This is a genomic window from Streptomyces canus, from assembly GCF_030816965.1.
GTDB classification, from domain to species: domain Bacteria; phylum Actinomycetota; class Actinomycetes; order Streptomycetales; family Streptomycetaceae; genus Streptomyces; species Streptomyces canus_E.
The window spans coordinates 9,529,224-9,552,686 of the sequence record NZ_JAUSYQ010000002.1; the positions used below are offsets into that span (position 1 = coordinate 9,529,224).

General features: G+C 71.3%; 24 protein-coding genes. 13 read left to right on the forward strand and 11 right to left on the reverse strand.

The features are described 5' to 3' along the window. Window positions 1-5 precede the first annotated feature (5 nt). Both QF027_RS44495 and QF027_RS44500 read right to left on the reverse strand, forming a co-directional pair. A complete protein-coding gene (locus tag QF027_RS44495; RefSeq protein ID WP_266511964.1) occupies window positions 6-569 on the reverse strand; it encodes a TetR/AcrR family transcriptional regulator in 564 nt (187 codons plus the stop codon). Then, window positions 566-928: a DUF1304 domain-containing protein gene (locus QF027_RS44500; RefSeq protein WP_307081181.1), complete on the reverse strand. Its 363-nt coding sequence runs from the start codon at window positions 926-928 to the stop codon at window positions 566-568. Before QF027_RS44500 ends, QF027_RS44495 begins: the two co-directional genes overlap by 4 nt. 91 nt (window positions 929-1,019) lie before the next feature. Here QF027_RS44500 and QF027_RS44505 point away from each other — a divergent pair, with 91 nt between their 5' ends. From QF027_RS44505 to QF027_RS44515, 3 genes are all read left to right on the forward strand, one after another. Continuing rightward, complete coding sequence (locus tag QF027_RS44505) at window positions 1,020-1,553, forward strand: GNAT family N-acetyltransferase (RefSeq protein WP_307081183.1); 534 nt, start codon at window positions 1,020-1,022, stop codon at window positions 1,551-1,553. A gap of 22 nt (window positions 1,554-1,575) precedes the next feature. After that, window positions 1,576-2,043, forward strand: coding sequence for a pyridoxamine 5'-phosphate oxidase family protein (locus QF027_RS44510; protein ID WP_307081184.1), 468 nt, complete (start codon window positions 1,576-1,578; stop codon window positions 2,041-2,043). Between the two features lie 78 nt (window positions 2,044-2,121). Beyond that, window positions 2,122-2,514 (forward strand): VOC family protein, encoded by a 393-nt coding sequence (locus QF027_RS44515; RefSeq protein WP_306973176.1) that lies wholly within the window; start codon window positions 2,122-2,124, stop codon window positions 2,512-2,514. Between the two features lies 1 nt (window position 2,515). Here QF027_RS44515 and QF027_RS44520 read toward each other — a convergent pair whose 3' ends face one another. Both QF027_RS44520 and QF027_RS44525 read right to left on the reverse strand, forming a co-directional pair. After that, window positions 2,516-2,812 carry a DUF4235 domain-containing protein gene (locus QF027_RS44520; protein WP_266511975.1) on the reverse strand — a complete coding sequence of 99 codons (297 nt, stop codon included), beginning with the start codon at window positions 2,810-2,812 and terminating at the stop codon, window positions 2,516-2,518. Window positions 2,813-2,853: 41 nt separating this feature from the next. Then, window positions 2,854-3,873, reverse strand: coding sequence for a glutathione S-transferase family protein (locus tag QF027_RS44525; protein WP_307081186.1), 1,020 nt, complete (start codon window positions 3,871-3,873; stop codon window positions 2,854-2,856). Between the two features lie 94 nt (window positions 3,874-3,967). Between QF027_RS44525 and QF027_RS44530 the strand changes: the two genes are divergently transcribed. Then, a complete protein-coding gene (locus QF027_RS44530) occupies window positions 3,968-4,939 on the forward strand; it encodes a cation diffusion facilitator family transporter (protein ID WP_306973174.1) in 972 nt (323 codons plus the stop codon). Between the two features lie 63 nt (window positions 4,940-5,002). Here the strand turns inward: QF027_RS44530 and QF027_RS44535 are convergent, their stop codons facing one another. Further along, entirely contained in the window at window positions 5,003-5,452 is a 450-nt protein-coding gene (locus tag QF027_RS44535; RefSeq protein WP_306973173.1) for a nitroreductase family deazaflavin-dependent oxidoreductase, read from the reverse strand. A gap of 231 nt (window positions 5,453-5,683) precedes the next feature. Between QF027_RS44535 and QF027_RS44540 the strand changes: the two genes are divergently transcribed. Next, entirely contained in the window at window positions 5,684-6,883 is a 1,200-nt protein-coding gene (locus QF027_RS44540; RefSeq protein WP_306973172.1) for a cytochrome P450, read from the forward strand. An 18-nt stretch (window positions 6,884-6,901) separates the two neighbouring features. Further along, a complete protein-coding gene (locus tag QF027_RS44545; RefSeq protein ID WP_307082709.1) occupies window positions 6,902-7,102 on the forward strand; it encodes a ferredoxin in 201 nt (66 codons plus the stop codon). Here QF027_RS44545 and QF027_RS44550 read toward each other — a convergent pair. Then, the gene (locus QF027_RS44550) at window positions 7,077-8,042 is read right to left on the reverse strand and encodes a sigma factor (RefSeq protein ID WP_307081187.1); all 966 of its coding nucleotides are present in this window, start codon (window positions 8,040-8,042) and stop codon (window positions 7,077-7,079) included. The two genes, QF027_RS44545 and QF027_RS44550, sit on opposite strands and share 26 nt — an antisense overlap. Before the next feature lie 66 nt (window positions 8,043-8,108). Between QF027_RS44550 and QF027_RS44555 the strand changes: the two genes are divergently transcribed. After that, a complete protein-coding gene (locus QF027_RS44555; RefSeq protein WP_307081189.1) occupies window positions 8,109-8,780 on the forward strand; it encodes an FMN-dependent NADH-azoreductase in 672 nt (223 codons plus the stop codon). 2 nt (window positions 8,781-8,782) lie between these two features. Here QF027_RS44555 and QF027_RS44560 read toward each other — a convergent pair whose 3' ends face one another. Further along, on the reverse strand, window positions 8,783-9,334 hold the full coding sequence (locus QF027_RS44560) for a TetR/AcrR family transcriptional regulator (RefSeq protein WP_307081191.1): 552 nt from the start codon (window positions 9,332-9,334) through the stop codon (window positions 8,783-8,785). Window positions 9,335-9,440: 106 nt separating this feature from the next. On the opposite strand from QF027_RS44560, the gene QF027_RS44565 reads away from it, so the two are divergent. From QF027_RS44565 to QF027_RS44575, 3 genes are read left to right on the forward strand one after another with little or no spacing between them, the layout of a single operon-like run. Next, window positions 9,441-9,899 (forward strand): nuclear transport factor 2 family protein, encoded by a 459-nt coding sequence (locus QF027_RS44565; protein ID WP_306973168.1) that lies wholly within the window; start codon window positions 9,441-9,443, stop codon window positions 9,897-9,899. Window positions 9,900-9,908: 9 nt separating this feature from the next. Continuing rightward, window positions 9,909-10,436: a flavoprotein gene (locus tag QF027_RS44570; RefSeq protein ID WP_307081193.1), complete on the forward strand. Its 528-nt coding sequence runs from the start codon at window positions 9,909-9,911 to the stop codon at window positions 10,434-10,436. Window positions 10,437-10,491: 55 nt separating this feature from the next. Further along, on the forward strand, window positions 10,492-11,463 hold the full coding sequence (locus QF027_RS44575) for an aldo/keto reductase (protein WP_307081195.1): 972 nt from the start codon (window positions 10,492-10,494) through the stop codon (window positions 11,461-11,463). On the opposite strand, the gene QF027_RS44580 is transcribed toward QF027_RS44575, so the two are convergent. Next, window positions 11,464-12,264, reverse strand: coding sequence for a phytanoyl-CoA dioxygenase family protein (locus QF027_RS44580; protein ID WP_307081197.1), 801 nt, complete (start codon window positions 12,262-12,264; stop codon window positions 11,464-11,466). It lies immediately after the preceding gene. Window positions 12,265-12,327: 63 nt separating this feature from the next. Here QF027_RS44580 and QF027_RS44585 point away from each other — a divergent pair, with 63 nt between their 5' ends. Beyond that, window positions 12,328-13,275: a helix-turn-helix domain-containing protein gene (locus QF027_RS44585; RefSeq protein ID WP_307081199.1), complete on the forward strand. Its 948-nt coding sequence runs from the start codon at window positions 12,328-12,330 to the stop codon at window positions 13,273-13,275. A gap of 369 nt (window positions 13,276-13,644) precedes the next feature. Continuing rightward, window positions 13,645-15,558 carry an RICIN domain-containing protein gene (locus QF027_RS44590; RefSeq protein ID WP_307081201.1) on the forward strand — a complete coding sequence of 638 codons (1,914 nt, stop codon included), beginning with the start codon at window positions 13,645-13,647 and terminating at the stop codon, window positions 15,556-15,558. Window positions 15,559-15,564: 6 nt separating this feature from the next. On the opposite strand, the gene QF027_RS44595 is transcribed toward QF027_RS44590, so the two are convergent. The 3 genes from QF027_RS44595 to QF027_RS44605 all read right to left on the reverse strand — a co-directional run bounded on the left by QF027_RS44595 (window position 15,565) and on the right by QF027_RS44605 (window position 20,052). Next, window positions 15,565-16,821, reverse strand: coding sequence for an SLC13 family permease (locus QF027_RS44595; RefSeq protein ID WP_306986437.1), 1,257 nt, complete (start codon window positions 16,819-16,821; stop codon window positions 15,565-15,567). A gap of 95 nt (window positions 16,822-16,916) precedes the next feature. Then, the gene (locus QF027_RS44600; RefSeq protein WP_306973162.1) at window positions 16,917-17,585 is read right to left on the reverse strand and encodes a DUF4232 domain-containing protein; all 669 of its coding nucleotides are present in this window, start codon (window positions 17,583-17,585) and stop codon (window positions 16,917-16,919) included. Window positions 17,586-17,679: 94 nt separating this feature from the next. Continuing rightward, window positions 17,680-20,052 (reverse strand): SpoIIE family protein phosphatase, encoded by a 2,373-nt coding sequence (locus QF027_RS44605; protein WP_307082711.1) that lies wholly within the window; start codon window positions 20,050-20,052, stop codon window positions 17,680-17,682. A gap of 264 nt (window positions 20,053-20,316) precedes the next feature. Here QF027_RS44605 and QF027_RS44610 point away from each other — a divergent pair, with 264 nt between their 5' ends. Next, a complete protein-coding gene (locus tag QF027_RS44610) occupies window positions 20,317-23,412 on the forward strand; it encodes a glycoside hydrolase family 2 TIM barrel-domain containing protein (protein WP_307081203.1) in 3,096 nt (1,031 codons plus the stop codon). Window positions 23,413-23,463: the final 51 nt, after the last annotated feature.

The window sequence follows — 23,463 nt, forward strand, 5'->3', positions numbered from 1 at the left end:
CGGCCTCACCGGCTCGCGTGCAGCGCGACCAGCAACTGCCAGACCTGGTCGGCGATGTCGGCCGCGGTGGCGTCGAGCAGGCCGTGCAGCCAGTCGGCCAGTACGCCGGCGAAGGTGGCGGCGACCGCGGAGGCGACCAGGGGAGCGTCCGCCGCGCCCGCGAGCTCGCGCTCCCGAAGGCTGTAGGCCCTCAGGTCCCGGTGCAGGACCCTGCCGAGGGGGCCGCCGCCGCCCGGTGCGAGCAGGGACCGGTACAGGGCGGTGTGCGGGGTGAGCGAGCCGAAGAACTCCGCGAGCGCGGGCGGCGCGTGCACCGGATCCGGCCGCCCGCGCCAGGCGTGCAGCGCCTCCACGGCGTCCCGTACGACGTCCGCGCAGGCGTCGACGGCGAGCGCCTCCAGGCCGTCGTAGTGCACGTAGAAGGTCGCCCGCCCGACCCCGGCCCGCCGCACCAGCGCAGCCACGCCGACCTCCTCCAGCGGCCGTTCGGCGCACTCCGCGAGCAGCGCCTCCCGCAGCCGCGCCCGGGTGCGGGCCGCCCGCGGGTCCTCGGGTGCGGCGCGGGTCACTGCGCTACGAGCACGGCGGCCAGGGCGAGTGCGCCGGGCAGCGCCTGAGCGGCGAGGATCCGGACGTTGGCGGTGACGGCGCCGTACACACCCGCGACGATCACGCACACCAGGAAGAAGACCTGCGCCCGGAACCCGGTCGGATCCCCCGCCACGAGCCCCCACACGAGTCCCGCCGCGAGGAACCCGTTGTACAGCCCCTGGTTGCCGGCCAGGGCGGCGGTGGCCCGGGCCATCTCCCGGTCGAAGCCGTGAAAGGACATCCCCGGTTTCTTCTGCCACAGGAACATCTCCATCACCAGGATGTAGACGTGCAGCGCCGTCACCAGGGCGACCAGCACATTGGCCAGGATCTCCATCAGCTTCCCCTACTTCTTGGACGTGTGTCCACTATAACTGGACAGCTGTCCTGGAAGTCCTCTGTCAGTGCCGACCGCTAGCGTGCGCGCCATGACCGATCACAACCTGACCGTCCGCCGCGCCCGTCCCGACGACATCCCGGGCCTGGTCGCCTCCAGCGCGGGTCTGTTCGCCGAGGACGCCGGAACCAGGGATGCGAGCGTCAACATCGACTGGCCGCGCGAGCACGGGGCCGCGTCGTACACGCAGGCCCTCGCGGACCCGGCGCGGCTCGTCCTGGTGGTGGTTCACGACGGTGAGGTGGTCGGACACCTGACGGGATCCCTGACCGAACCTTCGCCCGTGCGGCCCGTCAAGTCGGCGACTCTGAACAGCCTGTACGTCCGCCCGGCCCATCGGCGTTCGCGGGTGGGCGGGCGGTTGGTGGAGGAGTTCCTGGCCTGGGCCGGGGCCGAGGGGGCCGCGCAGGCGGAGGTCAGCGCCTACTCGGCCAACCCGGACGCGATCCGCTTCTACGAGCGCCAGGGGTTCGGGGCCCAGGCCGTCACGTTGCGGTACGACCTCGGCGGAAACGCGAAGGTGGAATCCGGTGGGAACGGCCAGACTGATGCCCTCAGCCGATGATCCAGCAGGAGGACGCCCGCCGATGGCCGCACAGCCCGCACGCTCCGCCGAGCAGCGTAAGCAGGACACCCTGAACCGACTGGAACACGACGAGGACGTCTGGGTCGCCACCGCTCCGGACGACAGCTCGGGGGTGCCGTATCTCGTCCCGCTCTCGTTCCTCTGGGACGGCTCCACCATCCTCCTGGCCACCCCGGCCAACAGCCCCACCGGCCGTAACCTGAAGGCGACCGGCAGGGTGCGCCTCGGCCTCGGGCCCACCCGGGACGTCGTGATGATCGAGGGCACCGTCGACACCGTCACCCAGGCCGAACTGACCGGCGAGGAGGGGGACCGGTTCGCCGCACGAACCGGCTTCGACCCCCGCCGACTCACCACGCCCTACCTGTACTTCAGGGTCCACCCGCAGCGGGTGCAGGCCTGGCGGGAGGCCGATGAGCTCATGGGGCGTGAGCTGATGTCGGAGGGACAGTGGCTGGTCGCCGACTGAATCGGCCGTGCCGGGATATCCGCAAGGTACAAGGCCGCGGGGCGCCAACACCCCGTGGCCGAACCCTTCGGAGGAGACATGGCACTGGTGAAAGCGGGGGTCGTCGTGCTCGACTGTGCCGAGCCCGAGAAGCTCGCCGTGTTCTACAAGGAGCTGCTGGGCGCCGAGGAGACGGACGCGACCGCCAACCGCGTGGAGATCAGGGGCGCGGACGGCTTCCGGCTCGGGTTCCGCCGCGACGTGAACGCGACACCGCCGAGCTGGCCCCGTCCCGAGAACTCCCTCCAGGCCCACATCGACTTCGTCGTGGACGACCTGGACGCGACGGAGCGCAAGGTGGTGGAGCTCGGCGGGCGCCCACTGGAGACGAAGGACCCCTCGGGGCCGTACGAGGAACGCGGCTACGCCGACCCCGCCGGCCACTCCTTCACCCTGCGCATGGTCACACCGACCGCGCCCAAACAGGGCTGAGTCAGTCCCGGCCGCCCTTCTCGGAGGCCGGCCAGGTGCCGGTGGACCGCTCGATGGCCTTTGCGCCCGTGCGGTCCACTGCACTGCGCACCGCGGCGAAGATGGCGCCCTGGATGGCGGCCGCCAGGAGGATCTCCCCCCAGCCGCGGTCCCGGTCCAGGGCGTCGGGCGCGTCCTCCTCGTGACGGATCGCCATCCAGGTCTTGCGGAACGCGAGTCCCGCGAGCCAACCGCTCGACCAGCCGAGGACGAATCCGAGGGGCTGGTAGGCGAGGGGCAGCTTCTTCTTCTTGGCCATGGGGTCTCCTAGGTCGAGTGAGTCGTTGATCGGGGGGGCGATCAGGGCCGTCCCTGTGCCGGAACCAGCTCCTGCGGGGGAGGCGGCCCCGGCGGGGACCCGTCGCCGAACGGACGGCCGCCGAGCTCCTCACGGTGATGCGGTGTCAGCCAGCCCGCCAGGTCCGGCCCGAGCGGCACGATGCCGGTCGGGTTGATGCCGGTGTGCACCTGGTAGTAGTGCCGTTTGATGTGGTCGAAGTCGACGGTGTCGCCGAAGCCCGGCGTCTGGTAGAGGTCGCGGACGTACGCCCACAGCACCTTGTTCTCCGTCAACTTCCAGCGGTTGCACTTGAAGTGACCGTGGTAGACGGCGTCGAAACGCACCAGCGTGGTGAACAGCCGGATGTCCGCCTCCGTGATGGTGTCCCCGACGAGATACCGCTGCCGGGCCAGGCGCAGGGTCAGCAGGTCGAGCCGGCGGAACACGCCCGCGCACGCCTCCTCGTACTCCTCCTGGCCGGTGGCGAAACCCGCCCGGTACACACCGTTGTTGACGTCCTCGTACACCTCCGCCATCACCGTGTCGATCTCGTCGCGCAACGCCCGCGGATACAGATCGGGCGCGCCCTGACGGTGCAGGGCCGTCCACTCGGTGGCCAGGTCCAGGGTGAGCTGCTGGTAGTCGTTGGTGACGAGCTTCCCGCTGGGCACGTCCACGAGCGCGGGCACGCTCACCCCGCCCGGATAGTCGCTCTCCCGCCGGTCGTAGGCCTCGCTGAGGTAGCCGATGCCGAGCACCGGGTCGCGATCGTCCGGGTCCAGGGTGAAACGCCAGCTGCGGTCGTCCTGGATCGGATCGGCGATCGCCATCGACAGCGCGTCCTCCAGTCCGAGCAGCCGTCGCGAGATCACCGCCCGGCTCGCCCAGGGACAGGCACGGCTGACCACCAGCCGGTAGCGGCCGGCCTCCACCGGCCAGCCGTCCCGGCCGTCGGCTGTGACCCGGTCCGCGAAATGGCTCTTGGACCGCTTGAACGCCTTCTGGCCGTACGAGCTGTTGCCGTCGTCGGGGCTGCCCATGCTTCCTCCCGTAGTACGCCTTTCCTGTGGACGCGTTCCCCGTTTTCGGCAGTCGGCACGGTGTGAGTGCCGGGGAGCCGGGCAGTCGGCGAAGGTGAGCGGGACATCGACGAACAACACAGCGGACCGGAAAACACGCGTCACCGTGCTGGTGGCGCTCGCGGCGAACCTGGTGATCGCGGTCGCCAAGGCCGTCGGCGGCCTCCTCGCGGGCTCTCCCGCGCTGCTGTCGGAGGCGGCGCACTCCGTCGCGGACAGCCTCAACGAGGTCTTCCTGCTGGCCGCGCTGCGCCGCAGCCGTCGTCCCGCCGACCGGCGACATCCCTTCGGTTACGGCAAGGAGCGGTTCTTCTGGTCGCTGATCGCCGCCGTCGGGATCTTCGTGATGGGCGGCTGCTTCTCCGTCTTCCAGGGCATCGAGGCGCTTCGCAACGGCGCCGAGGAAAAGCTCAGCGGCTATGTGGCCGGCCTGATCGTGCTGGGCGTGGCCTTCATCGCCGAGGGGATCTCGCTCGTGCGGGCACTGCACCAGGTGCACCGGCAGGGCGGGGCCGCCCAGGGCATGCGCGACCCCGCCCTGCGTACGGTCGTCGCCGAGGACGGCACGGCGGTGCTCGGCGTGACCCTCGCCATGGCCGGAATGGTGCTGCACATGGTCACCGGGCAGGTCGTGTGGGAGGCGTCCGCCTCACTGGCCATCGGTGTGCTGCTCGTCTACGTGGCCTACCGGCTCGGACGCGAGGCCAAGGGACAGCTGATCGGTGAGGCCGCCGACCCGGAGGCCAGCGCCCGGATCAGGGCCCTGCTGGACGCACAGCCCGAGATCGACAGCGTGGAGGCGCTGTTCACCATGAAGATGGGGCTGGACTCGGTCCTGGTGGCCGCCCGTGTGGACCTGGTGCCGGGCCTGGACAGCGAACGGGTCGAGGAGGTCGCCGTACGCATCAAGCGGTCCGTCGCCCGGACCGTGTCCGAGGCGGACCAGATCTTCCTCGACGTGACCGACCGGCCGGCCGAGGAGGCACGAGAAAGCCCCGCCGCGACGGGGGAACGCGGCGGGGCCTGACGCACGGGTGCCCGGCCGAAACCGGTTCATGCGTCTTCGACGGAAGATTTTCCTGAAGGTCGCTCAGTTCTCTTCGGCGGGCTCCAGAACGAAGACCGGGATCACCCGGTCCGTCTTCTTCTGGTAGTCGGCGTACGGCGGGTACGCGGCGACGGCCCGCTCCCACCACTCGTCCTTCTCCGCGCCGGTGACCTCGCGGGCCGTGAAGTCCCGCTTGACCGGGCCGTCCTGGAGCTCGACATGCGGGTGGGCCTTGACGTTGTGGTACCAGACCGGGTGCTTGGGCGCGCCGCCCAGCGAGGCGACCACCGCGTAACGCCCGTCGTGCTCGACACGCATCAGGGGGGTCTTGCGGATGCTGCCGCTCTTCACGCCCCGGGTGGTCAGCACGATGACCGGCATCCCCGTGTCCATGAGCGTGTTCCCCTTGGTGCCGCCGGAGCTCTCGTACAGCTCCACCTGCTCACGCACCCACTGGGTCGGGCTGGGCTCGTACTCGCCCTCAAGAGGCATGGTTTCCGTCTCCTCGTCGTCTGGTACGGGGTTCTCGCAGTCAACTGAAACACCGTCCTGAACGGGAATCATCCCCACGCACGTGGTGGTACACCCGGGGCCACCCGACGGCGTCGATCTCCGGCCAGATTGCCTCCGCCACCGATCTGGCCGAACTTCTCGTCGCCCTATAGATGCCCCGAGCATCTAATGAAGATCTGCACGACGCACCCTTCGTCTGCGAGGTCTTCCATGACGGAAACGGAACCTGTCGCCTTCCCCCAGGACCGGACCTGCCCCTACCACCCACCCGCCGGCTACGAACCCCTGCGTGCCGCCCGCCCGCTGTCCCGGATCACCCTGTTCGACGGCCGTCCGGCCTGGCTGGTCACCGGACACGACACCGCCCGCGCCCTGCTCGCCGACCCCCGGCTGTCCACCGACCGCACCCGCGACGGTTTCCCCGCGCCCACGGCACGCTTCGCGGCGATCAAGAACCGGAGGACGGCGCTGCTGGGCGTCGACGACCCGGAGCACCGTGTCCAGCGACGCATGATGGTCCCCAGTTTCACGCTCCGGCGGGCCACCGAACTGCGTCCCCGCATCCAGCGGATCGTCGACGAACGCATCGACGCGATGATCGCCCACGGACCTCCCGCCGAGCTGGTGAGCGCCTTCGCGCTGCCCGTCCCGTCGACCGTGATCTGCGCCCTGCTCGGCGTGCCCTACACCGACCACGACTTCTTCGAAGGGCAGTCCCGGCGGCTGCTGCGCGGGCCCGCGGCTGAGGACGTCATGGACGCCCGCGATCAACTGGAGCAGTACTTCGACGAGTTGATCGACCGCAAACAGAAACAGCCGGAACCGGGCGACGGCGTACTGGACGAACTCGTCCACCGGCAGCTGCGGGACGGGGAGCTGACCCGCGAGGAACTGATCGCGCTGGCGATCATCCTGCTGGTCGCCGGTCACGAGACGACCGCCAACATGATCTCGCTCGGCACCTACACCCTCCTCCAACACCCCGACCGGCTGGCCGAGTTGCGCACCGACCCCGCGCTGATCCCGAACGCGGTCGAGGAACTGATGCGCATGCTGTCGATCGCCGACGGACTGCTGCGGATGGCCCTGGAGGACATCGAGGTGGCCGGGGCGACGATCCGGGCGGGGGAGGGAGTCGTCTTCTCGACCTCGGTCGTCAACCGCGACGAGGACGTCTACACCGACCCGGACACCCTGGACTGGCACCGCCCCGCCCGCCACCACATCGCGTTCGGCTTCGGCATCCACCAGTGCCTCGGCCAGAACCTCGCCCGCGCCGAGCTGGAGATCGCCCTGCGCACCCTCTTCGACCGGCTGCCCACTCTCCGCCTCGCCGCCCCCGCCGACGAGATCCCCTTCAAACCCGGCGACACGATCCAGGGGATGCTGGAACTCCCCGTGACCTGGTAAGAGGCTCCGACGATGCACATGGACATCGACATCGACAAGGACGCCTGCATCGGGGCGGGCCAGTGCGCCCTGGCCGCACCGGGCGTCTTCACCCAGGACGACGACGGCTTCAGCACGCTCCTGCCCGGCCGGGAGGCGGGCGGCGGCGACCCCATGGTCCGGGAGGCCGCCCGGGCATGCCCCGTCGCCGCCATCACCGTGTCGGAGACGGTGAACTGAACCGGCCAGGCGGGTCGAGCACCGTTCCTGTGGACTGAGCGGGAGTGAGTCCGTTCAGCCGCGCGCCCCGAACGGTCTTGGGCGAGCTGGTCCCCGGCGTACTCGACCCCGGGGCGGCGACACGCATCCTGTGCGTGGTCCGGGCCCGGGAGGCCAGTTCCCTGTGCGACCTGGCCAAACAGGTACGGCCAGGGGCGGCGGGGAGGCCCTGGACCATCCTCTGGTGGAGCAGGGGCCCCGTACGCTGACGCCGTACCCGGTGTCCCAGGTCGCACGACCACGTTAGCCCGATCGGCCCAGGACTCCGCAAGCCCGCCAGCAGGCGATCACCCGATCGAGCTAACTCGACCTCGTACGTACTCCTTGGCGAGCAGTTACCAACCCCCAGCTCGACCCGCCGCAGCCGGGCCGGCTCGGCGACGACGTCGTACGAAGCGATCCGCCCGCCCTCGACCGTGACGGTGAGCGCGAACAGCAGCCGCCCGCGCGGGGCGACGACGAGGCCGACGTCTCCGCCGACCAGGGCGACGGCCGCGAACCGGGACCGCTCGGCCGGGCCCAGCCGGTCGAGCACCACCAGCAGGGCGAGCCCCACCGAATCGGCGAGCACGGCCTCGTCCTCGGGGGAAGCGGGAGAGGCGGGGGACTCGGGCGAGCCGGGTGAGCCGGAACCGGCCCGTTCCGGTACCTCCTGGCCGTACGGTTCCTCGCGCCGCGTCGCCCGCGAGCGCAGCATGTCCAGGCAGATCCGGGAGACCACGGTCGTCAGCCAGCCGGAGAGGTTGTCGATGCCGTCGCCGCCGGCCCTTTCCAGCCGCAGCCACGCCTCCTGCACGGCGTCCTCCGCCTCGTCGAGGGAGCCCAGCATGCGGTGTGCCAGCGCCCGCAGCCGCCCGCGATCGGCCTGGAACCGCCGTGCCGGCCCGTCGTGCCCGTCCATCGGTCACCTTTCTCCGTCGTGCCCCGTCACCCCACTGACGTTCCCCAGAGCACCGAGGTGACCGATATGACCCTCCTGCACATCGACTCCAGCGCCGACACGGCCGAGGACTCCGTCAGCAGGTACCTGACCGGCCTGTTCGCGACGACGTGGCGGGCCCGCAACAGCGCGGCCCCCTACCGCCACCGGGACCTGTGCGCCGATCCGGTCCCCGCGCTCGGCCCGGCGTACGCCGCCCTCGGCCGCCGAGTGGAACGTGAGGGTTTCGTCCCGCCCGACAAGGTGCCCGCGCTCGTCGAGAACGCCGCCGAGGAACGGGAATGGGCCCACACCCTGCCCCTGATCGACGAACTGCTCGCCGCGGACACGGTGTTGCTCGGCGTCCCGATGTACAACTTCTCGATCCCCGCGTCCCTGAAGGCCTGGATCGACCGCGTGACCTTCCCCGGCGCGTACGCCGATCCCGACACCGGCGAGAGCCAGCTGCGGGACACCCGTGTGGTCGTGGCCATGGCACGCGGCGGCGGATACGGCCCCGGCACACCGCGGGAGCCGTACGACTTCCAGACGCCTTACCTCAAGGCCTACTTCGGCGAGCTCGGCGTACGGCACCTGCATGTCGTGGCAGCCGAACTCACCCTGGCAGGTCTGCTGCCGCACCTGGCGGGTCTGAAGGATCTCGCGACGGACTCCCTCAACCGGGCCCGCGCGCAGGTGACAGCACTCGCCGCCGCCTGACCTCAGCGCGGCTCCAGCAGCGTCCGGGCCGCCTCCCGGGCCTGCGCCGCGGGCCGCGTGCTCCGCGTGATGCCCGCGGTCACCATGGCCCCCTCGGCGAGCAGGAAGAGCGGCCCGGCCAGCGCCGCGGGTCGCCCCGCGGCGGCCACGAGTGAGGCGAGGTAGTCCCCGAACGCCTTCTTGTGAGCCCGGACCTGGGCCGCCACCCGGTCGGAGGTCGCGCCCAGTTCGCCGTACGAGTTGATCCACGCGCACCCGCGGAAGCCCTCCTCGCCGAACCACTCCTCCAGCCAGTCGAAGACCGCGAGGATTCGTTCCTCAGGGGCCGGCCGGAGTTCCACGAACTCGGCCAGCCGCCCCCGCCACCGTCCGTCCCGTCGCTCCAGATAGGCCTCCACCAGCTGCTCCTTCGCCGGGAACAGCTGGTAGAGCCGCTTGAGGGAGACACCGGACGCGCCCCGTATGTCGTCCATGCCGACGGACTGGATGCCGCGCCCGTAGAACAGCTCCTCGGCGGCGTCCAGCACGCGCTCGCGGGCCACTGCGCTGTCCATGGACGGCCACTCCTTGACGTGAGAACGATCGTTCTCCTACGGTAGCAGGCAGCCGGGAGAACGCACGTTCTCTCCTTTCCCGACCGCTTCGCCCATGGAGGACGACATGACCGACCGCCCACCGCTGCCGCCCTTCACCCGCGAGAGCGCCGCCCAGAAGGTGCAGGCCGCCGAGGACGCGTGGAACACCCGCGATCCGCAGCGGGTGGCACTCGCCTACTCCGAGGACTCCGTGTGGCGCAACCGCGGGACGTTCGTCACCGGGCGCGCCGAGATCGTCGAGTTCCTCACCGCGAAGTGGGCACGCGAGCGGGAGTACGCGCTGCGCAAGGACCTGTGGGCCCACGACGGCAACCGCATCGCGGTCCGCTTCCAGTACGAGTGCCAGGACACCGAGGGGCAGTGGTGGCGGTCGTACGGCAACGAGCTGTGGGAGTTCGACGAGCACGGGCTGATGACCCGGCGCGAGGCGAGCATCAACGACGTGCCGATCGAGGAGAAGGAGCGCCGGATCCACGGACCGCGCCCCGAGACCGAGCGGGGGCTGTCCTTCCCGCTTCAGTAGGGTTCCGGCGTGACCGAACAGGACGAGATACCGCGCTTCTTGTACGTCGTCGTGTGCGCCGCCGGTATCGCGGCGGACGTCGGCAAACTGATCACCGCCGCGCAGGAGCGGGAGTGGCAGGTCGGCGTCATCGCCACGCCCACCGCCATGGACGGCTTCTTCGACACGGCGGCCGTCGAGGCGGCCACCGGCCACCCGATCCGCTCCGCGTGGCGTCGGCCGGGGGACCCGCGGCCCTTCCCGGACCCGGACGCGGTCGTGGTGGCCCCGGCCACCTTCAACACGATCAACAAGTGGGCGGCCGGTATCGCCGACACCCTCGCGGTGGGCACGCTGTGCGAGGTGGCCGGCCGGGGCGTCCCGATCGGCGTCCTGACCTGTGTCTCCGACGACCTCGCCGGTCACCCCGCCTACCAGGACAGCCTGATCCGGCTGCGGGGGATGGGCGTGCGCTTCGGACACCCCTACCAGGGCGCCGAGGGCGAGGAGTTCGGATGGGAACGGGCGCTGGATCTGGTCGAGCCGGGAAGATGCTGAAGCGCGAAGTCGTACGCTCCACTTCGGACCTCTCTCGACGTCAGGAGCAGCAACGATGCAGTACGTGAAGCTCGGTTCGACGGGCCTGGACGTCTCGCGGATCTGTCTGGGCTGCATGTCCTACGGCCTGCCGGACCGCGGCGTGCACGAGTGGACCCTCGACGAGGAGGCGTCCCGGCCCCTGATACGGCAGGCACTGGACGCCGGGATCACCTTCTTCGACACCGCGAACGTCTACTCCGACGGCACCAGCGAGGAGATCGTCGGCAAGGCTCTCGCCGACTTCGCGAACCGCGACGAGATCGTGCTCGCGACCAAGGTGCACGGCCGGATGCGCTCCGGGCAGAACGCCTCCGGGCTCTCCCGCAAGGCGATCATGACGGAGATCGACCACAGCCTGCGGCGCCTCGGCACCGACTACGTCGACCTGTACCAGATCCACCGCTTCGACCCCCACACCCCGGTCGAGGAGACCATGGAGGCGCTGCACGACCTGGTGAAGGCGGGCAAGGTGCGCTACCTCGGGGCCAGTTCGATGTACGCCTGGCAGTTCTCCAAGATGCAGTACACGGCCGAGCGGCACGGCTGGACCAAGTTCGTGTCCATGCAGAACCACTACAACCTCCTCTACCGCGAGGAGGAGCGCGAGATGCTCCCGCTCTGCGCCGACCAGGGCGTCAGCGCCCTGCCGTGGAGCCCGCTGGCCCGTGGCCGCCTGACCCGGGACTGGGGCACGGTCACCGACCGCAGCTCCACCGACAACTTCGGCAGCCGCCTCTACCAGGAGGGCGACCGCACCATCGTCGAGGCCGTCACCCGCATCGCCGGCGACCGGGGCGTCCCACGCGCCCAGGTGGCCCTGGCCTGGCTCCTGGCCCAGGACACGGTGGCTGCCCCGATCGTGGGAGCGGGCAAGCAGCACCACATCGAGGACGCCGTGGCAGCGGTCGAACTGGAGCTCAGCGAGAAGGAGATCGAGGAGCTGGAGGAGCCGTACACGACCCGTCCGATCGTCGGCCACAGCTGACTAGTGCGGTCCGTGCGGTGCGAACTCCGTGCCGCACGGCCCCGCCCCCTCGCTCTCCGGCAACGGCACCCGCGCACCGCTCATCGACAACGTCCGGTAGTAGTGCCCGATCCGCTCGGTGGAAGCCCCCACGTAGTGCCCGATGAACGACCGACGGAACCGGTCGGCCGTGCGGTTCGGCTGCGAGCCGTGCACCAGGCTCCCGTTGAAGAACAGAACATCCCCCGGCGCCATGTCGACGGGAACCGCGGCGAGCCCCGGCGGCGGTGCCACGTACTCCCGCGCGAACGACACCTCGGAGTCCGCGAGTTCCGGGCAGAACAGGTCCATCCGGTGCGTACCCGGGACGACCTCCAGCCCTCCGTTGTCCCGGTCGATCACATCGCAGGCCACCCAGGCCGCGACGCAGGTGCCCGGTTCGACCCGCAGATAGAAGTTGTCCTGGTGCAGTGCCTGCCCCCGCGCCCCCGGCGGCTTGAAGTAGAACATGCTCTGCGCGGCCAGCACCTCCTCCCCGAGCAGCGTCTCCAGCACCTCCCGCAGCCGGGCGTCCAGCAGGAAGCGCAGCGCGAGGCCGTCGATCTCGTGCGGCTGCATCACCCGCGGATACCTCCGCAGCGGATCCGTCGACTCGCCCGGCGCACTCGGCTCGAAATGCCCTGGCACCGGCCCGCCGGCGTGCAGTGCCGTGAACGCGCCGCACAGCCGGTCGATCTCGTCGCGTGCGAACAGCCCGCGAACGACCATGAAGCCGTCCTCCTGGAACTGCCGGACCCCTGTCTCGATGCCTGTGACTGTCATGCGTCCCCTCCCTGGTGCGATGTGTTCCACTCGTCACGCTAGGCCGCAGCCCGCCCGAGGAGGATGCCCGTGACCGCCGACGGATTGCCCGAGACTGCCGCCCACGGCGACCCCGGTCCGCCACCGGGCCTCGTGGTCGTCGGCCGCTACGACGAACTCCCGGGCTACGCCGTCCAGCGACCGCGGGGCGCCGACAGCTGGCTGCTCACCTGGACGGTGGGCGGGCGGGGCACCCTGCGCCAGGGACGGACCGAGACCGGCGCGGGTCCCGGGGACCTGGTGGTGCTCGCCCCCGGCATCCCGCACCGCTACGGCGTCCAACAGGGCGCCGACCACTGGGAGTTCTGGTGGGCCCACTGCGGAGCCAGACCGTCCTGGACCGCCTGGCTGGGGCCGCACGGCAGGGGCGACGGCCTGTACATCGTCACCCCGGACCCCGCGGGCGACGGCCCGCGCGCCCGCATCGAGGCGGCCTTCCACCGGATGCTCGCCGACGCCCGCTGGACCGGCACCGGCACCCCGCCCGAGACCGCCGCGCCCGCGTCCGCATCGGCCGACGACCGGGTCGCCGTCGCCGTGGCCCACGGCACCACCGCCCGCGAACTCGCCCTGTGCGCGCTGGAGGAGGTCGTCCTGCTCAGCGCCGGCACCGCGCGCGGGACCCGGGCCGGGACCGGCGTCGATCCCCGGGTGCGGCGCGCCCAGGAGCTGATCGCGGCCGATCCCGGCGCCCCGCACACCGTGCGGTCGCTCGCCGCCGAAGTGTCGCTGTCGCCCTCCCGGTTCGCCCACCTCTTCTCCCGGCAGCTGGGCCGGTCACCGATGCGGGAGTTGCGCGAGGCGCGCCTCCACCATGCCGCCCGACTGCTGGAGAGCACCGATCTGTACGTGGAACGCGTCGCCGCCGCTTCCGGTTTCGCCAGCCCCTTCCACTTCAACCGGGTCTTCCGTGCCCGCTACGGGACTCCGCCCGGGACCTACCGGACCACCGGGCCAATGGTTGGGACGTGACCTCGCGGGGTAATCCGGACGCGGTGTGTAGTGGCGGTTCAATGGTTGGTGCGGATGAGGTGGCGCACCAAATGAATCCCGTTTCCAATTACCGTGGCCAAAAAGTGCGGCAATCCCCAGGCGCCGGGCTTGACGAATGGTCAAACCTCCACAGGCTCAACGCTATGCACAAAACCGCGAGATCTCTTGTTACGCCTCGCTGACCTGTGCAAAGGTGTGCGTTGTCGGCGCACGGACAATACATTTTCCCCCTGTGCGTTCTCGACCCCTCCGTACGCCCTTCACGCTTCAAAAGAGCTGTCCCAGGCGGACGTACCCATTGGTATGGACTTTATGCAACGCAGCATGCCCTCGGGAGGAAATGCCGCCGTGAACGACGCAGGCCTGTCGAATTACCCGTCTCCGGTTCGCCCGTACGACGTCACGGACGAGCAGCTGAGCGCCGAGCTCAAGAAGTGGAGCGGCACGACGCCGGCCCTGCAGCCCGTCGGTGAACTCCTCGACCGGCACTGGGAAGCCGCCTTCGCGTACGCGCGGCTGTGCACCGACGGTCCCCGTCCCGCGGGCATGCTCACCACGGCCGCGTTCACGCGCCTGTTCGGCGAATCTCTGCGCCACACGGGTCCGACCGCCGCCTGGCGGCCCCATCTGCTGGTCACCGTCCGCCGGATCGCGGCCGAATGGGACTCCGACGGCCGACGGGAGATGCTCCACCCCGCGCTGAGAACCGAGGCGGGCGGCGACAGAGCCGCGGCCCGCCTGCTGCCTCCCGCCGAGCGGCGTCTGCTGTCCGGTGCCTTCCAGCGGCTGCAGCAGTCGGCCCGCTGTCTGCTGTGGCACACCGAGGTCGAGGCCGAGCCGCTCGGCGTCCCCGCAGCCCTCCTCGGCCTGGACGAGGAGGACGCCGGCGTCGAACTCCGCCGGGCCCGCGAGCGGCTGCGCGAGGAGTGCCTCCAGGTACACCGCGAACTCGCCCCCGAGCAGGAGTGCCGGCACTATCTGCGGCTGCTCGACGTGACGTACCGGCGCGGCGGTGCCGAGCTCGACCCCGATCTGCGCGAGCACCTGCAGCGGTGCCGGCACTGCATGCACACCGCCGACCAGCTGCACCAGTTCAACGGGCAGCTCGGCCTCGCCCTCGCCGAGGCCGTGCTCGGCTGGGGCGCCGCCGCCTACGTGGAATCACGGATGAGCGTCGACGACCCGGAAGCCGCACAGGAAGCGCAACGGCACGCGCCGAGCGGACCGTTCGCGGGTGAGGCCTTCGGCGTTCCGATGCCGCCCGCCGCCCCGGCCCAGGGCCCCGCCCCCACGGGTCCGCCGCCCACCGCCCCCGGCCCCCGCGCCCGTGCGCGCTCCGCCTCCCGTCACTCCGCCCGCAAGTCCTCCCGCCGCAACCTCACCGCGGCCGTCCTGACGGTGAGCGGGCTCGTCGTCCTCCCCCTGGTCATGTGGTCCTCGTTCCACTCGGACGGCAGCGGCCCGGCCGACGCCGCCCCCTCCGAGGCGCCCGGCTCCGACGCGGCCTCCTCGACCACCGACCCGTCCCGGGCCGGCGCGAGCGAGGCGCGCCAAGGCGACCTGCGCGGACGCCTGCACAACGTCGAGTCCGGGCTGTGCGTCGGCGTCGTCGGCAAGAACATCGCCCAGGGCGTCGAGACCGAGCTCGCCGAGTGCTCCGCGGCCGAGGGCCAGCAGTGGACGTACGAAACGGACGGACTGCTGCGCAGCGCCGCCGACCCCGACCTGTGCCTGGACTCCCACCTCGGCTTCTCGGTGCGCCTCGCGGCCTGCACGGGTGCCACCTCGCCCGACGCCAAGAACGTCCGCTATGACTTCACCCTCCAGGGCACGCTCGTACCGCGCTGGGACCAGGACCTGGCGCTGACCCCGGCCGCCACCGACGGGTCCGGCGCGCTGGTCCTGAAGAACCGGGACGACGGCCCCGCCCAGCGCTGGGTCTTCGACACCTCGAAGACCGACCCTCAGATGGAAGCGGTCAACTGGGACGCGGACAGCAGCCCTACGCCGACCCCGAAGTCCGCCCCCGCGCCCTCCAGGACGCCCACACCGACCCCGACGGCGTCCGCCGCACCGACGGCCACGCCGACACCGTCGAGCAGCCCGTACCCGGGCGCCAACTGCTCCACCAACCCGTACTACTGCTACGGGGGCGGCCAGCCCGGCGGCTATGGCGGCGGCTACGGATACGGCGGCGGCTATGGCTATGGCTACGGCGGTGGCTACGGGTACGGGGGCGGTGGCTACGGAGGCGGGCGCTGACCCCGCTCAGGCTCCGACGAACTGCAGCGAGCCCCACAGGGCCACCACCGCGGCGGCGAGCGCGGTCGGCACGGTCAGCAGCCCGAGCCGGGTGAACTCCCCGAGCTCCACCGCGTGGTCGTCCCGGTGCAGGATGCGCCGCCACAGCAGCGTGGCAAGGGACCCGGCGTAGGTGAGGTTCGGGCCGATGTTCACCCCGAGCAGCACCGCGAGGACCGCGCCGGGACCGGCCGCGGCGGTGAGCGGCAGCAGGACCAGGACCGCGGGCAGGTTGTTGATCAGGTTCGCCAGTACGGCGGCCAGCGCGGCGATCCCGAGCAGCGCGACGATTCCCGTCCCGTGGGGCAGGACGTGGTGCAGGGCGTCGGCGAGCCCGTTGTCGACGACCGCGCGCACGACGACGCCGAGCGCGAGCACGAACGCCAGGAAGGCCGGTGCCGCCGCCCGCACCACCGTGACCGGGGTGGCCTTCCTCCGGACGAGAGCGCGGCCCGCCAGTACGAGCGCGCCCGCGCAGGCGACCCAGGCGGGATCGACGCCGAACGCGGAGGCCACCACGAACCCGGCCAGCGTGCAGCCGACCGTGACCAGCGCGAACAGCGGGAGCGCGGGCTCCTCGGAGGGCTCGGGGGAGTGGTCGACGACGGTGAGGTCGGTTGCGAAGAAGCGCCGGAAGACCGCGTACTCGACGGCGATCGCCGCCAGCCAGGGCAGCGCCATCAGCAGCGCGAACCGGGTGAAGCTCACCCCGCTCGCCTCGAACGCCAGCAGGTTGGTGAGGTTCGACACCGGCAGCAGCAGCGAGGCCGTGTTCGACAGATGTGCGCACGCGTAGACGTGCGGCTTCGCGCGGGCCCCCATCCGGGAGGCGGTGACCAGCACCACCGGCGTCAGCAGCACCACGGTGGCGTCCAGGCTGAGCACCGCAGTGATCGCCGACGCCAGCCCGAACACACCGGTCAGCAGCCGCCCGGGCGAGCCCGCCGCCCGCCGGGCCAACCAGGCCCCGCAGGCCTGGAACAGCCCCTCCACGTCACAGAAGTGGGCGAGCACCAGAACCGCTGCCAGGAACCCGACCACCGGCCCCAGCCGCTCCGCCTCCGCCCAGGCGTGCTCCGGGGAGATCGCCCCGGTCACTACCGCGAGCCCCGCCGCCGGGACCGCGACCACGGCTTCCGGCCGGCCGAAGGGGCGCAGGACCGCCCACACGAGTACGGCGACGAGCAGTGCGACGGACAGGGCTTCGGCGAGCGGGGTGTTCAGGGCGAATCCTTCGGGACGCGAGCAGATCGTGCCCGGTCATGAAATCAGGCCGGGGTAAGAACCCGGTCAGCGCCCCGAACGCGACCCGCGCCCGCTCAGGCCCCGGTACCGGGACTGAAGGGGATCAGCCGCACCGACGACTCGTTGCCGGACACCGGGACCTCCCCGGACGTCCACGCCACCTTCAGCGGGTCCTCCTCGTCCGGCGGGGTCACCACCAGGGCGGCAGGGGTGGCCGTTCCCGCCCCGCTGACCTCGGGGTTCGCGAAGGACAATCCGGCCCAGGCGCTCTGGCCCGGCGCCAGCTTCACGGTCTCGGGCTCGGCGGAGGAACGCTTCGGGTCCGGTCCCAGCTGCTTGCCCGACGCGTCGACGAAGGCGGTGCCCGGATAGCCGTACAGGGTGCAGGTGCGGCTCGACTCGTTCGTCAGGACGACCGGGAAGTTCTCCTGCCCGGCGCCCGGGTTGTTGCGGCCGACGGAGGCGCTCAGTTCGGAGGTGTGGCAGCGGGTTCCGCCGGCCGGGGACTGCGGTGCGGACGGGGTGAGGGAGTTGCTCACCGCGTCGGTCGGCACGCCGCTCGGCGCGCTGCTGGTGCCGTCGGACGGTGTCGTGGTGCCGGTCGCGGGCGCCGCCGTGCCGGACTCCGTGCGCGGGGCGCTCGCCGTGTCGTCGCCGCTGCCGCAGCCCGCCAGCAGACCGACCATCGCGACCGGACTCGCGAGCAGAGCCGCCCGCCGCCCACCCAGGAACCTGTTCGTCATGTCTCCACACTCCCGGAGATTTCACGCACGCGCGCGTACGGCGCCTTGTGCCCCCTCATGAAGGTCCGATGCGCAGCGACCCGGAAAAGTTCGCTCACTCCTCGCCGAGGAGACTGATCTCCGCCCAGATCGTCTTGCCCTCGGCCGTGTGGCGGCTGCCCCAGCGCTGGGTGAGCTGCGCGACCAGGAGCAGCCCCCGGCCGCCCTCGTCCCAGGTCTTGGCGCGCCGCAGGTGCGGGGCGGTGTGGTTGGTGTCGGAGACCTCGCAGATCAGCGTGGTCGCGTCATGGATGAGCCGCAGCCGGATGGGACGGGCGCCGTACCGGATCGCGTTCGTCACCAGCTCGCTCACCACCAGCTCCGCCGTGAACGACGCCTCGCTCAGGTTCCAGCGATCCAGCTGCTGGACGACCTGCTTGCGGACGGGCGCCACCAGCGCCGGGTCGGCCGGGATGTCCCAGGTCGCCACCTGGGAGGCGGGCAGGCCCAGGGTGCGGGCCAGCAGCAGGGCCACGTCGTCCGAGGAGCCGCCGGGCGGGAGCAGCGCGCCCAGCAGCCGGTCGCAGGTCTCGTCCAGGGAGTCGGAGGGAACGGCCAGGGCCTCGCACAGCAGGGCGTGACCGGCGTCCACGTCCCGCTCCCGGGACTCGATCAGGCCGTCCGTGAACAGGGAGAGCACGCTGCCCTCGGGCAGTGCCAGCTCGGCGGACTCGAACGGCAGCCCGCCCAGGCCCAGCGGCGGCCCCGCGGGCAGGTCCACCTCGCGTGCCGCCCCTCCCGGCGTCAGCATCACGGGCGCCGGATGCCCGGCCCGGGCCAGCGTGCAGCGCCGCGACACCGGGTCGTAGACCGCGTAGAGACAGGTGGCCCCGACCTCGCCGGGGCTGCCCTCGTTGCCGGCCTCCGCGGACAGCCGTACGACGAGGTCGTCGAGGTGGGTGAGCAGTTCGTCCGGGGCCAGGTCGATGTCGGCGAGGGTGCGGACGGCGGTGCGCAGCCGGCCCATCGTCGCCGAGGCCTGGATGCCGTGCCCGACCACGTCCCCGACGACCATCGCGACCCGCATCCCCGACAGCGGGATCACGTCGAACCAGTCGCCGCCCACCCCGGCCCGCGCCGCCGGAAGATAACGCGACGCCGCCTCCACGGCGGCCGTGCGCGGCAGCGAGCGGGGCAGCAGACTGCGCTGCAGGGCGAGGGCGGTCTCACGCTCGCGGGAGAACCGACGGGCGTTGTCGATGCAGACCGCGGCCCGCGCGGTGATCTCCTCGGCCAGCAGCACGTCGTCCGGGGTGAAGGGGTCGGGCCGCCGGTAGCGAGTGAGGACCGCGACCCCGAGGGTGTGGCCGCGGGCCTGGATCGGTACGGACATCGTGGAGTGGACGCCGAACTCCTTGACCCGCTCGCCGCGGGTTCTGTTCCAGTTGAGCCACTGGTCCAGGCGCCCGGACGCCACCGTGGCGACGATGGTGCGGCCCGCCACCAGAGAGTCGGCCTGTGGCGAGGTGGCGGGATACACCTCGGTGTGCCCGGGCTTCACCACGGCCATCGGATTGCCGGGGTCCACGGAATGGTGGGCGGCGCGCCGCAGTTCGACCGGCGCCGCGAGCTCGGTCGGGGCCTCGCCGCTCTCCTGCCGGTCCAGCAGGTCGACGCTCACGAAGTCGGCGAGCGCCGGAATGCAGACGTCCGCCAGTTCCTGGGCCGTACGGGTGACGTCGAGGGTGGTGCCGATCTGCACGCTCGCCTCGTTGACCAGCCGGAGCCGCTCCCGGGCGAGGTGGTGCTCGGTGAAGTCGTGGCCGGTCAGACAGGCTCCCCGCACCCGTCCCGAGCCGTCGGTGAGCGGCGCGATCCGGGTCAGCGTCCCGGCCGCGCGGTGGAGGCCGCTGGGACGGACGTACCCCTCGATGTCGCGTGCCCGCCCGGTGGCGAGCACATCGGCGAGGAGTTCCTCGACCTCCGCGTTCTCCCGGCGGACGCCGATGTCCGTGATCCTCAGGCCCCTGACCTCGTGGTCGGGCAGGTCGATCAGCTCGGCCATCCGGTCGTTGATCCACCGCACGCGCAGCCGCTCGTCGCAGACCAGCATGGGACAGGGAGACTGGTCCAGCGCGGCCGTGGTCACCACGTCGTCCGGCGGGTCGAGCTCCGCGTGGTCGGGCCGGACGACGACCCGCCAGTCGGCCCGGTCCCCTCGCTGCGGCCTGCGGAGGGCGAGCAGGTGGACGGAGACCGTGCGACCGTCCCGGTGCCGCAGAGCGAGATCGCCGCTCCAGCGCGGGCCGACGAGGGCGGCCAGGGCATCCGGCTCGGCCAGCAGGGCCGCGGCGGGGCGGCCCAGCACCTCGTGGGCCTCGTACCCCAGCAGCCGCCGGGCACCGACGCCCCATCTGGCCACGGCGCCCCGGTCGTCGATGACGGCCCGTGCGGTCGAGGCATCGTCGAACGGATCCACCGGCCTCATCGTCGATCGTCGCCACTCCATCGCGCCTACGCACAGTGAAAGGTGCGTAAATCGAGTCCCAGCCTAGTGCGTCCCGCCCGCCGGTGAACGCCGATCCCACCTGTACGGGGCGGCGGCACGCGGAGGCGAATGGGCCGTGCGAGGGGACGGCCGGGGCAGAAGGCGCTTTCCGCACTCTTGACGGAGCTGAGTGGCACGTCGTCAGATTCTGTGTGTTCACGATCAGTTGTGAGTACTTCTGGGCCCTGATGAGGGAGAGCCGCCATGACCGTCACTCGCAGATCGGTTCTGCTCGCTTCCACGGCCGCACCGGCCGCGGGAGTGCTTCTGGCCACGCCGGTGGCCCAGGCCGCCGAGTCCGCCGGGAGCGCGTCCGGCCGCCGTACCGTCGCGCTGCGCGACGGCTGGCGCTTCGCGCTCGTCAACCCGGGCGGGATCACCGATCCGACGGGGGAGTACACGGACGCCGCGGCCCCTGGGTACGACGACTCGGGGTGGCGCGAGATCGCGGTGCCGCACGACTGGAGCATCGAGCTCGCCCCGACCACCGAGAACGGCACCACCAGCGGCACCGGCTTCTTCCCCGGCGGCCTGGGCTGGTACCGCCTCGCCTTCACCCTGCCGCCCGCCTTCGCCGGCCAGCGGATCTCGGTGGAGTTCGACGGTGTCTACATGGACTCGTACGTCTACTGCAACGGCACCGAGGCCGGCCGTCACCCCTACGGCTACACCGGCTTCGCCTTCGACCTCACCGACCTGCTCCACACCGACGGCACCACCGAGAACGTGATCGCGGTCAAGGTGCAGAACCGGCTCCCCAGCAGCCGCTGGTACTCGGGCAGCGGCATCTACCGCGAGGCGCGCCTGGTCGTCACCGATCCGGTGCACGTGGAGCGCTGGGGCACCCAGGTCACCACGCCGGAGATCACCGCCGAGCGGGCCCGCGTCAGGGTGCGGACCTCGGTGGTCGACGAGTCCGGCACGGCGGGGCCGGTCGAGATCCGCTCGCGGATCAAGGACCCCCGGGGCCGGACCGTGGCCCGCACGGCCACCACGATCACGGTCGGGACGAGGGCGACGGAGACCCATGAACTCACCGTCCCCGAACCCCGGTTGTGGGACATCTCGGAGCCCCACCGCTACACCCTGGAGACCGAACTCCGCCGCGACGGCGAGCTGGTCGACACGTACCGCACCCCGTTCGGCCTGCGCACCTTCCGCTTCGACCCGGACGAGGGTTTCCATCTCAACGGCACCCATCACAAGATCAAGGGCGTCGACCTCCATCACGACCTGGGTGCCCTCGGCGCGGCCGTCAGCATCGACGCGATCCGCAGACAGATGACCATCATGAAGTCGATGGGCGTCAACGCCTTCCGCACCTCCCACAACCCGCCCTCCCCGGAGATGATCCAGGTCTGTGAGGAACTGGGCATCGTGATGCTGGTGGAGGCGTTCGACTGCTGGCGCACCGGCAAGACGCGCTACGACTACGGCCGGTTCTTCGACGAGTGGTGCGAGAGGGACGCGACCGAGATGGTCCTCGCGGCCCGCAACTCGCCCGCGGTGCTGCTGTGGTCGATCGGCAACGAGATCCCCGACTCGACGTCCGGTGCCGGACTCGCCATGGCCGACCGGATCATCGCCGCGATCAAGGCCGTCGACGACACCCGCCCGCTGATCATCGGCTCCGACAAGTACCGGCGCCTGCCCGCCAAGGGCTCGGCGGCCGACCTGATGCTGGCCAAGCTGGACGGGCTCGGTCTCAACTACAACACGGCCAAGTCGGTGGACCAGCTGCACGCCGCCTACCCGCACCTCTTCCTCTTCGAGTCGGAGTCGTCCTCCGAGACCTCGACCCGCGGCACCTACCAGGAGCCCGAGCACCTCAACACCGGCGAGAACCACACGCCGGGCAGGAGGGAGACCTCGTCGTACGACAACAACCTCGCCTCCTGGACCATGAGCGGTGAGTACGGGCACAAGAAGGACCGGGACCGGAAGTGGTTCGCCGGGCAGTTCCTCTGGTCGGGCATCGACTACATCGGGGAGCCCACGCCGTACGACGTCTTCCCGGTGAAGGCGTCCTTCTTCGGCGCGGTCGACACCGCCGGCTTCCCCAAGGACATGTACCACCTCTTCCGCAGCCAGTGGGTGGACGAACCGATGGTCCATCTCCTTCCGATGACCTGGAACCACGCGGAGGGCGACATGGTCGAGGTGTGGGCGTACGCCAACGTCTCCACCGTCGAGCTGTTCCTCAACGGCACGTCCCTCGGCACCCGGACCTTCGACACCAAGAAGACCACGGACGGCCGGGTGTACCTGGAGACCACGGAAGCCACCGGCGACGACACGACCTTCACCGACGGCCCCTACCCCGGCAGCTACACCAGCCCGAACGGCAGCGCGGGCAAGCTCCATCTGACCTGGAAGGTGCCCTATGCGCCGGGCGAGTTGAAGGCCGTGGCCCGCAGGAACGGCAAGGTGGTCGCCACCGACGTGCTGCGCACGGCCGGCAAGCCCCATGCCGTACGCCTCACCGCCGACCGCACGTCGCTCGCCGCGGACGGCCGTTCGCTGGCCTTCGTCACGGCGGACGTCGTCGACTCCCGGGGTGTGGTGGTGCCCGACGCCGAGCACCTGATCTCCTTCGCGGTCACGGGCGGCTCCCTCGCCGGTCTCGACAACGGCCGCGAGGAGAGCGCCGAGCGCTACCAGGCCACCACCCGGACCGCCTTTCACGGAAAGGCCCTCGCGATCGTGCGCTCCGGCACCGAGCCGGGGGTCCTGAAGGTCACGGCGAGCGCGCAGGGCCTTCGGGCGGGCAGCGCGAAGGTGCGTACCACCCCGTCCCGGTCGGTCGCCCGCACCGAGCCGGCCGCCTTCACCCCCGACCATCCGGCGCCCCCGAACTACCCGCAGGTGGACGCGAGTTACTCCGGACGCCCGGACACCCTCCCGGCCGCCATGCTCGACGGGGACCCGGCCACCGGTTGGTCCAACGCCTTCAGCAAGGCCGCCACCGCCCTGCTGCCCGCCTTCAGCGGGGCGAGGGCAAAGGACTGGGTCTGCGTGGACTTCGGACGGACCAGGACCTTCGACCGGGCGGAGGTCTCCTTCACGCTGAGCGCGACCCACAGCCTGCCTGCCGCCGTGCAGGCCGCGGTGTGGGACGGGAAGCGGTATGTGCCGGCCGAGGGCGTCTCGGTCGCCTGGGCCACCGCCTCCGACGAGCCCACGGTGGTCACCTTCGACGCCGCCCGCGGCTCCCGGCTCCGGCTCACGCTGACCAGCGCCTATCCGGGCGAGACCAGGGGAGCGGTACGCGTCAGCAAGCTGGAGGTGCCGGGGAGCTGACCCCCACCGGCAGCGGTCCGGACGGGAAACCAGTCCCGTCCGGACCGTTGA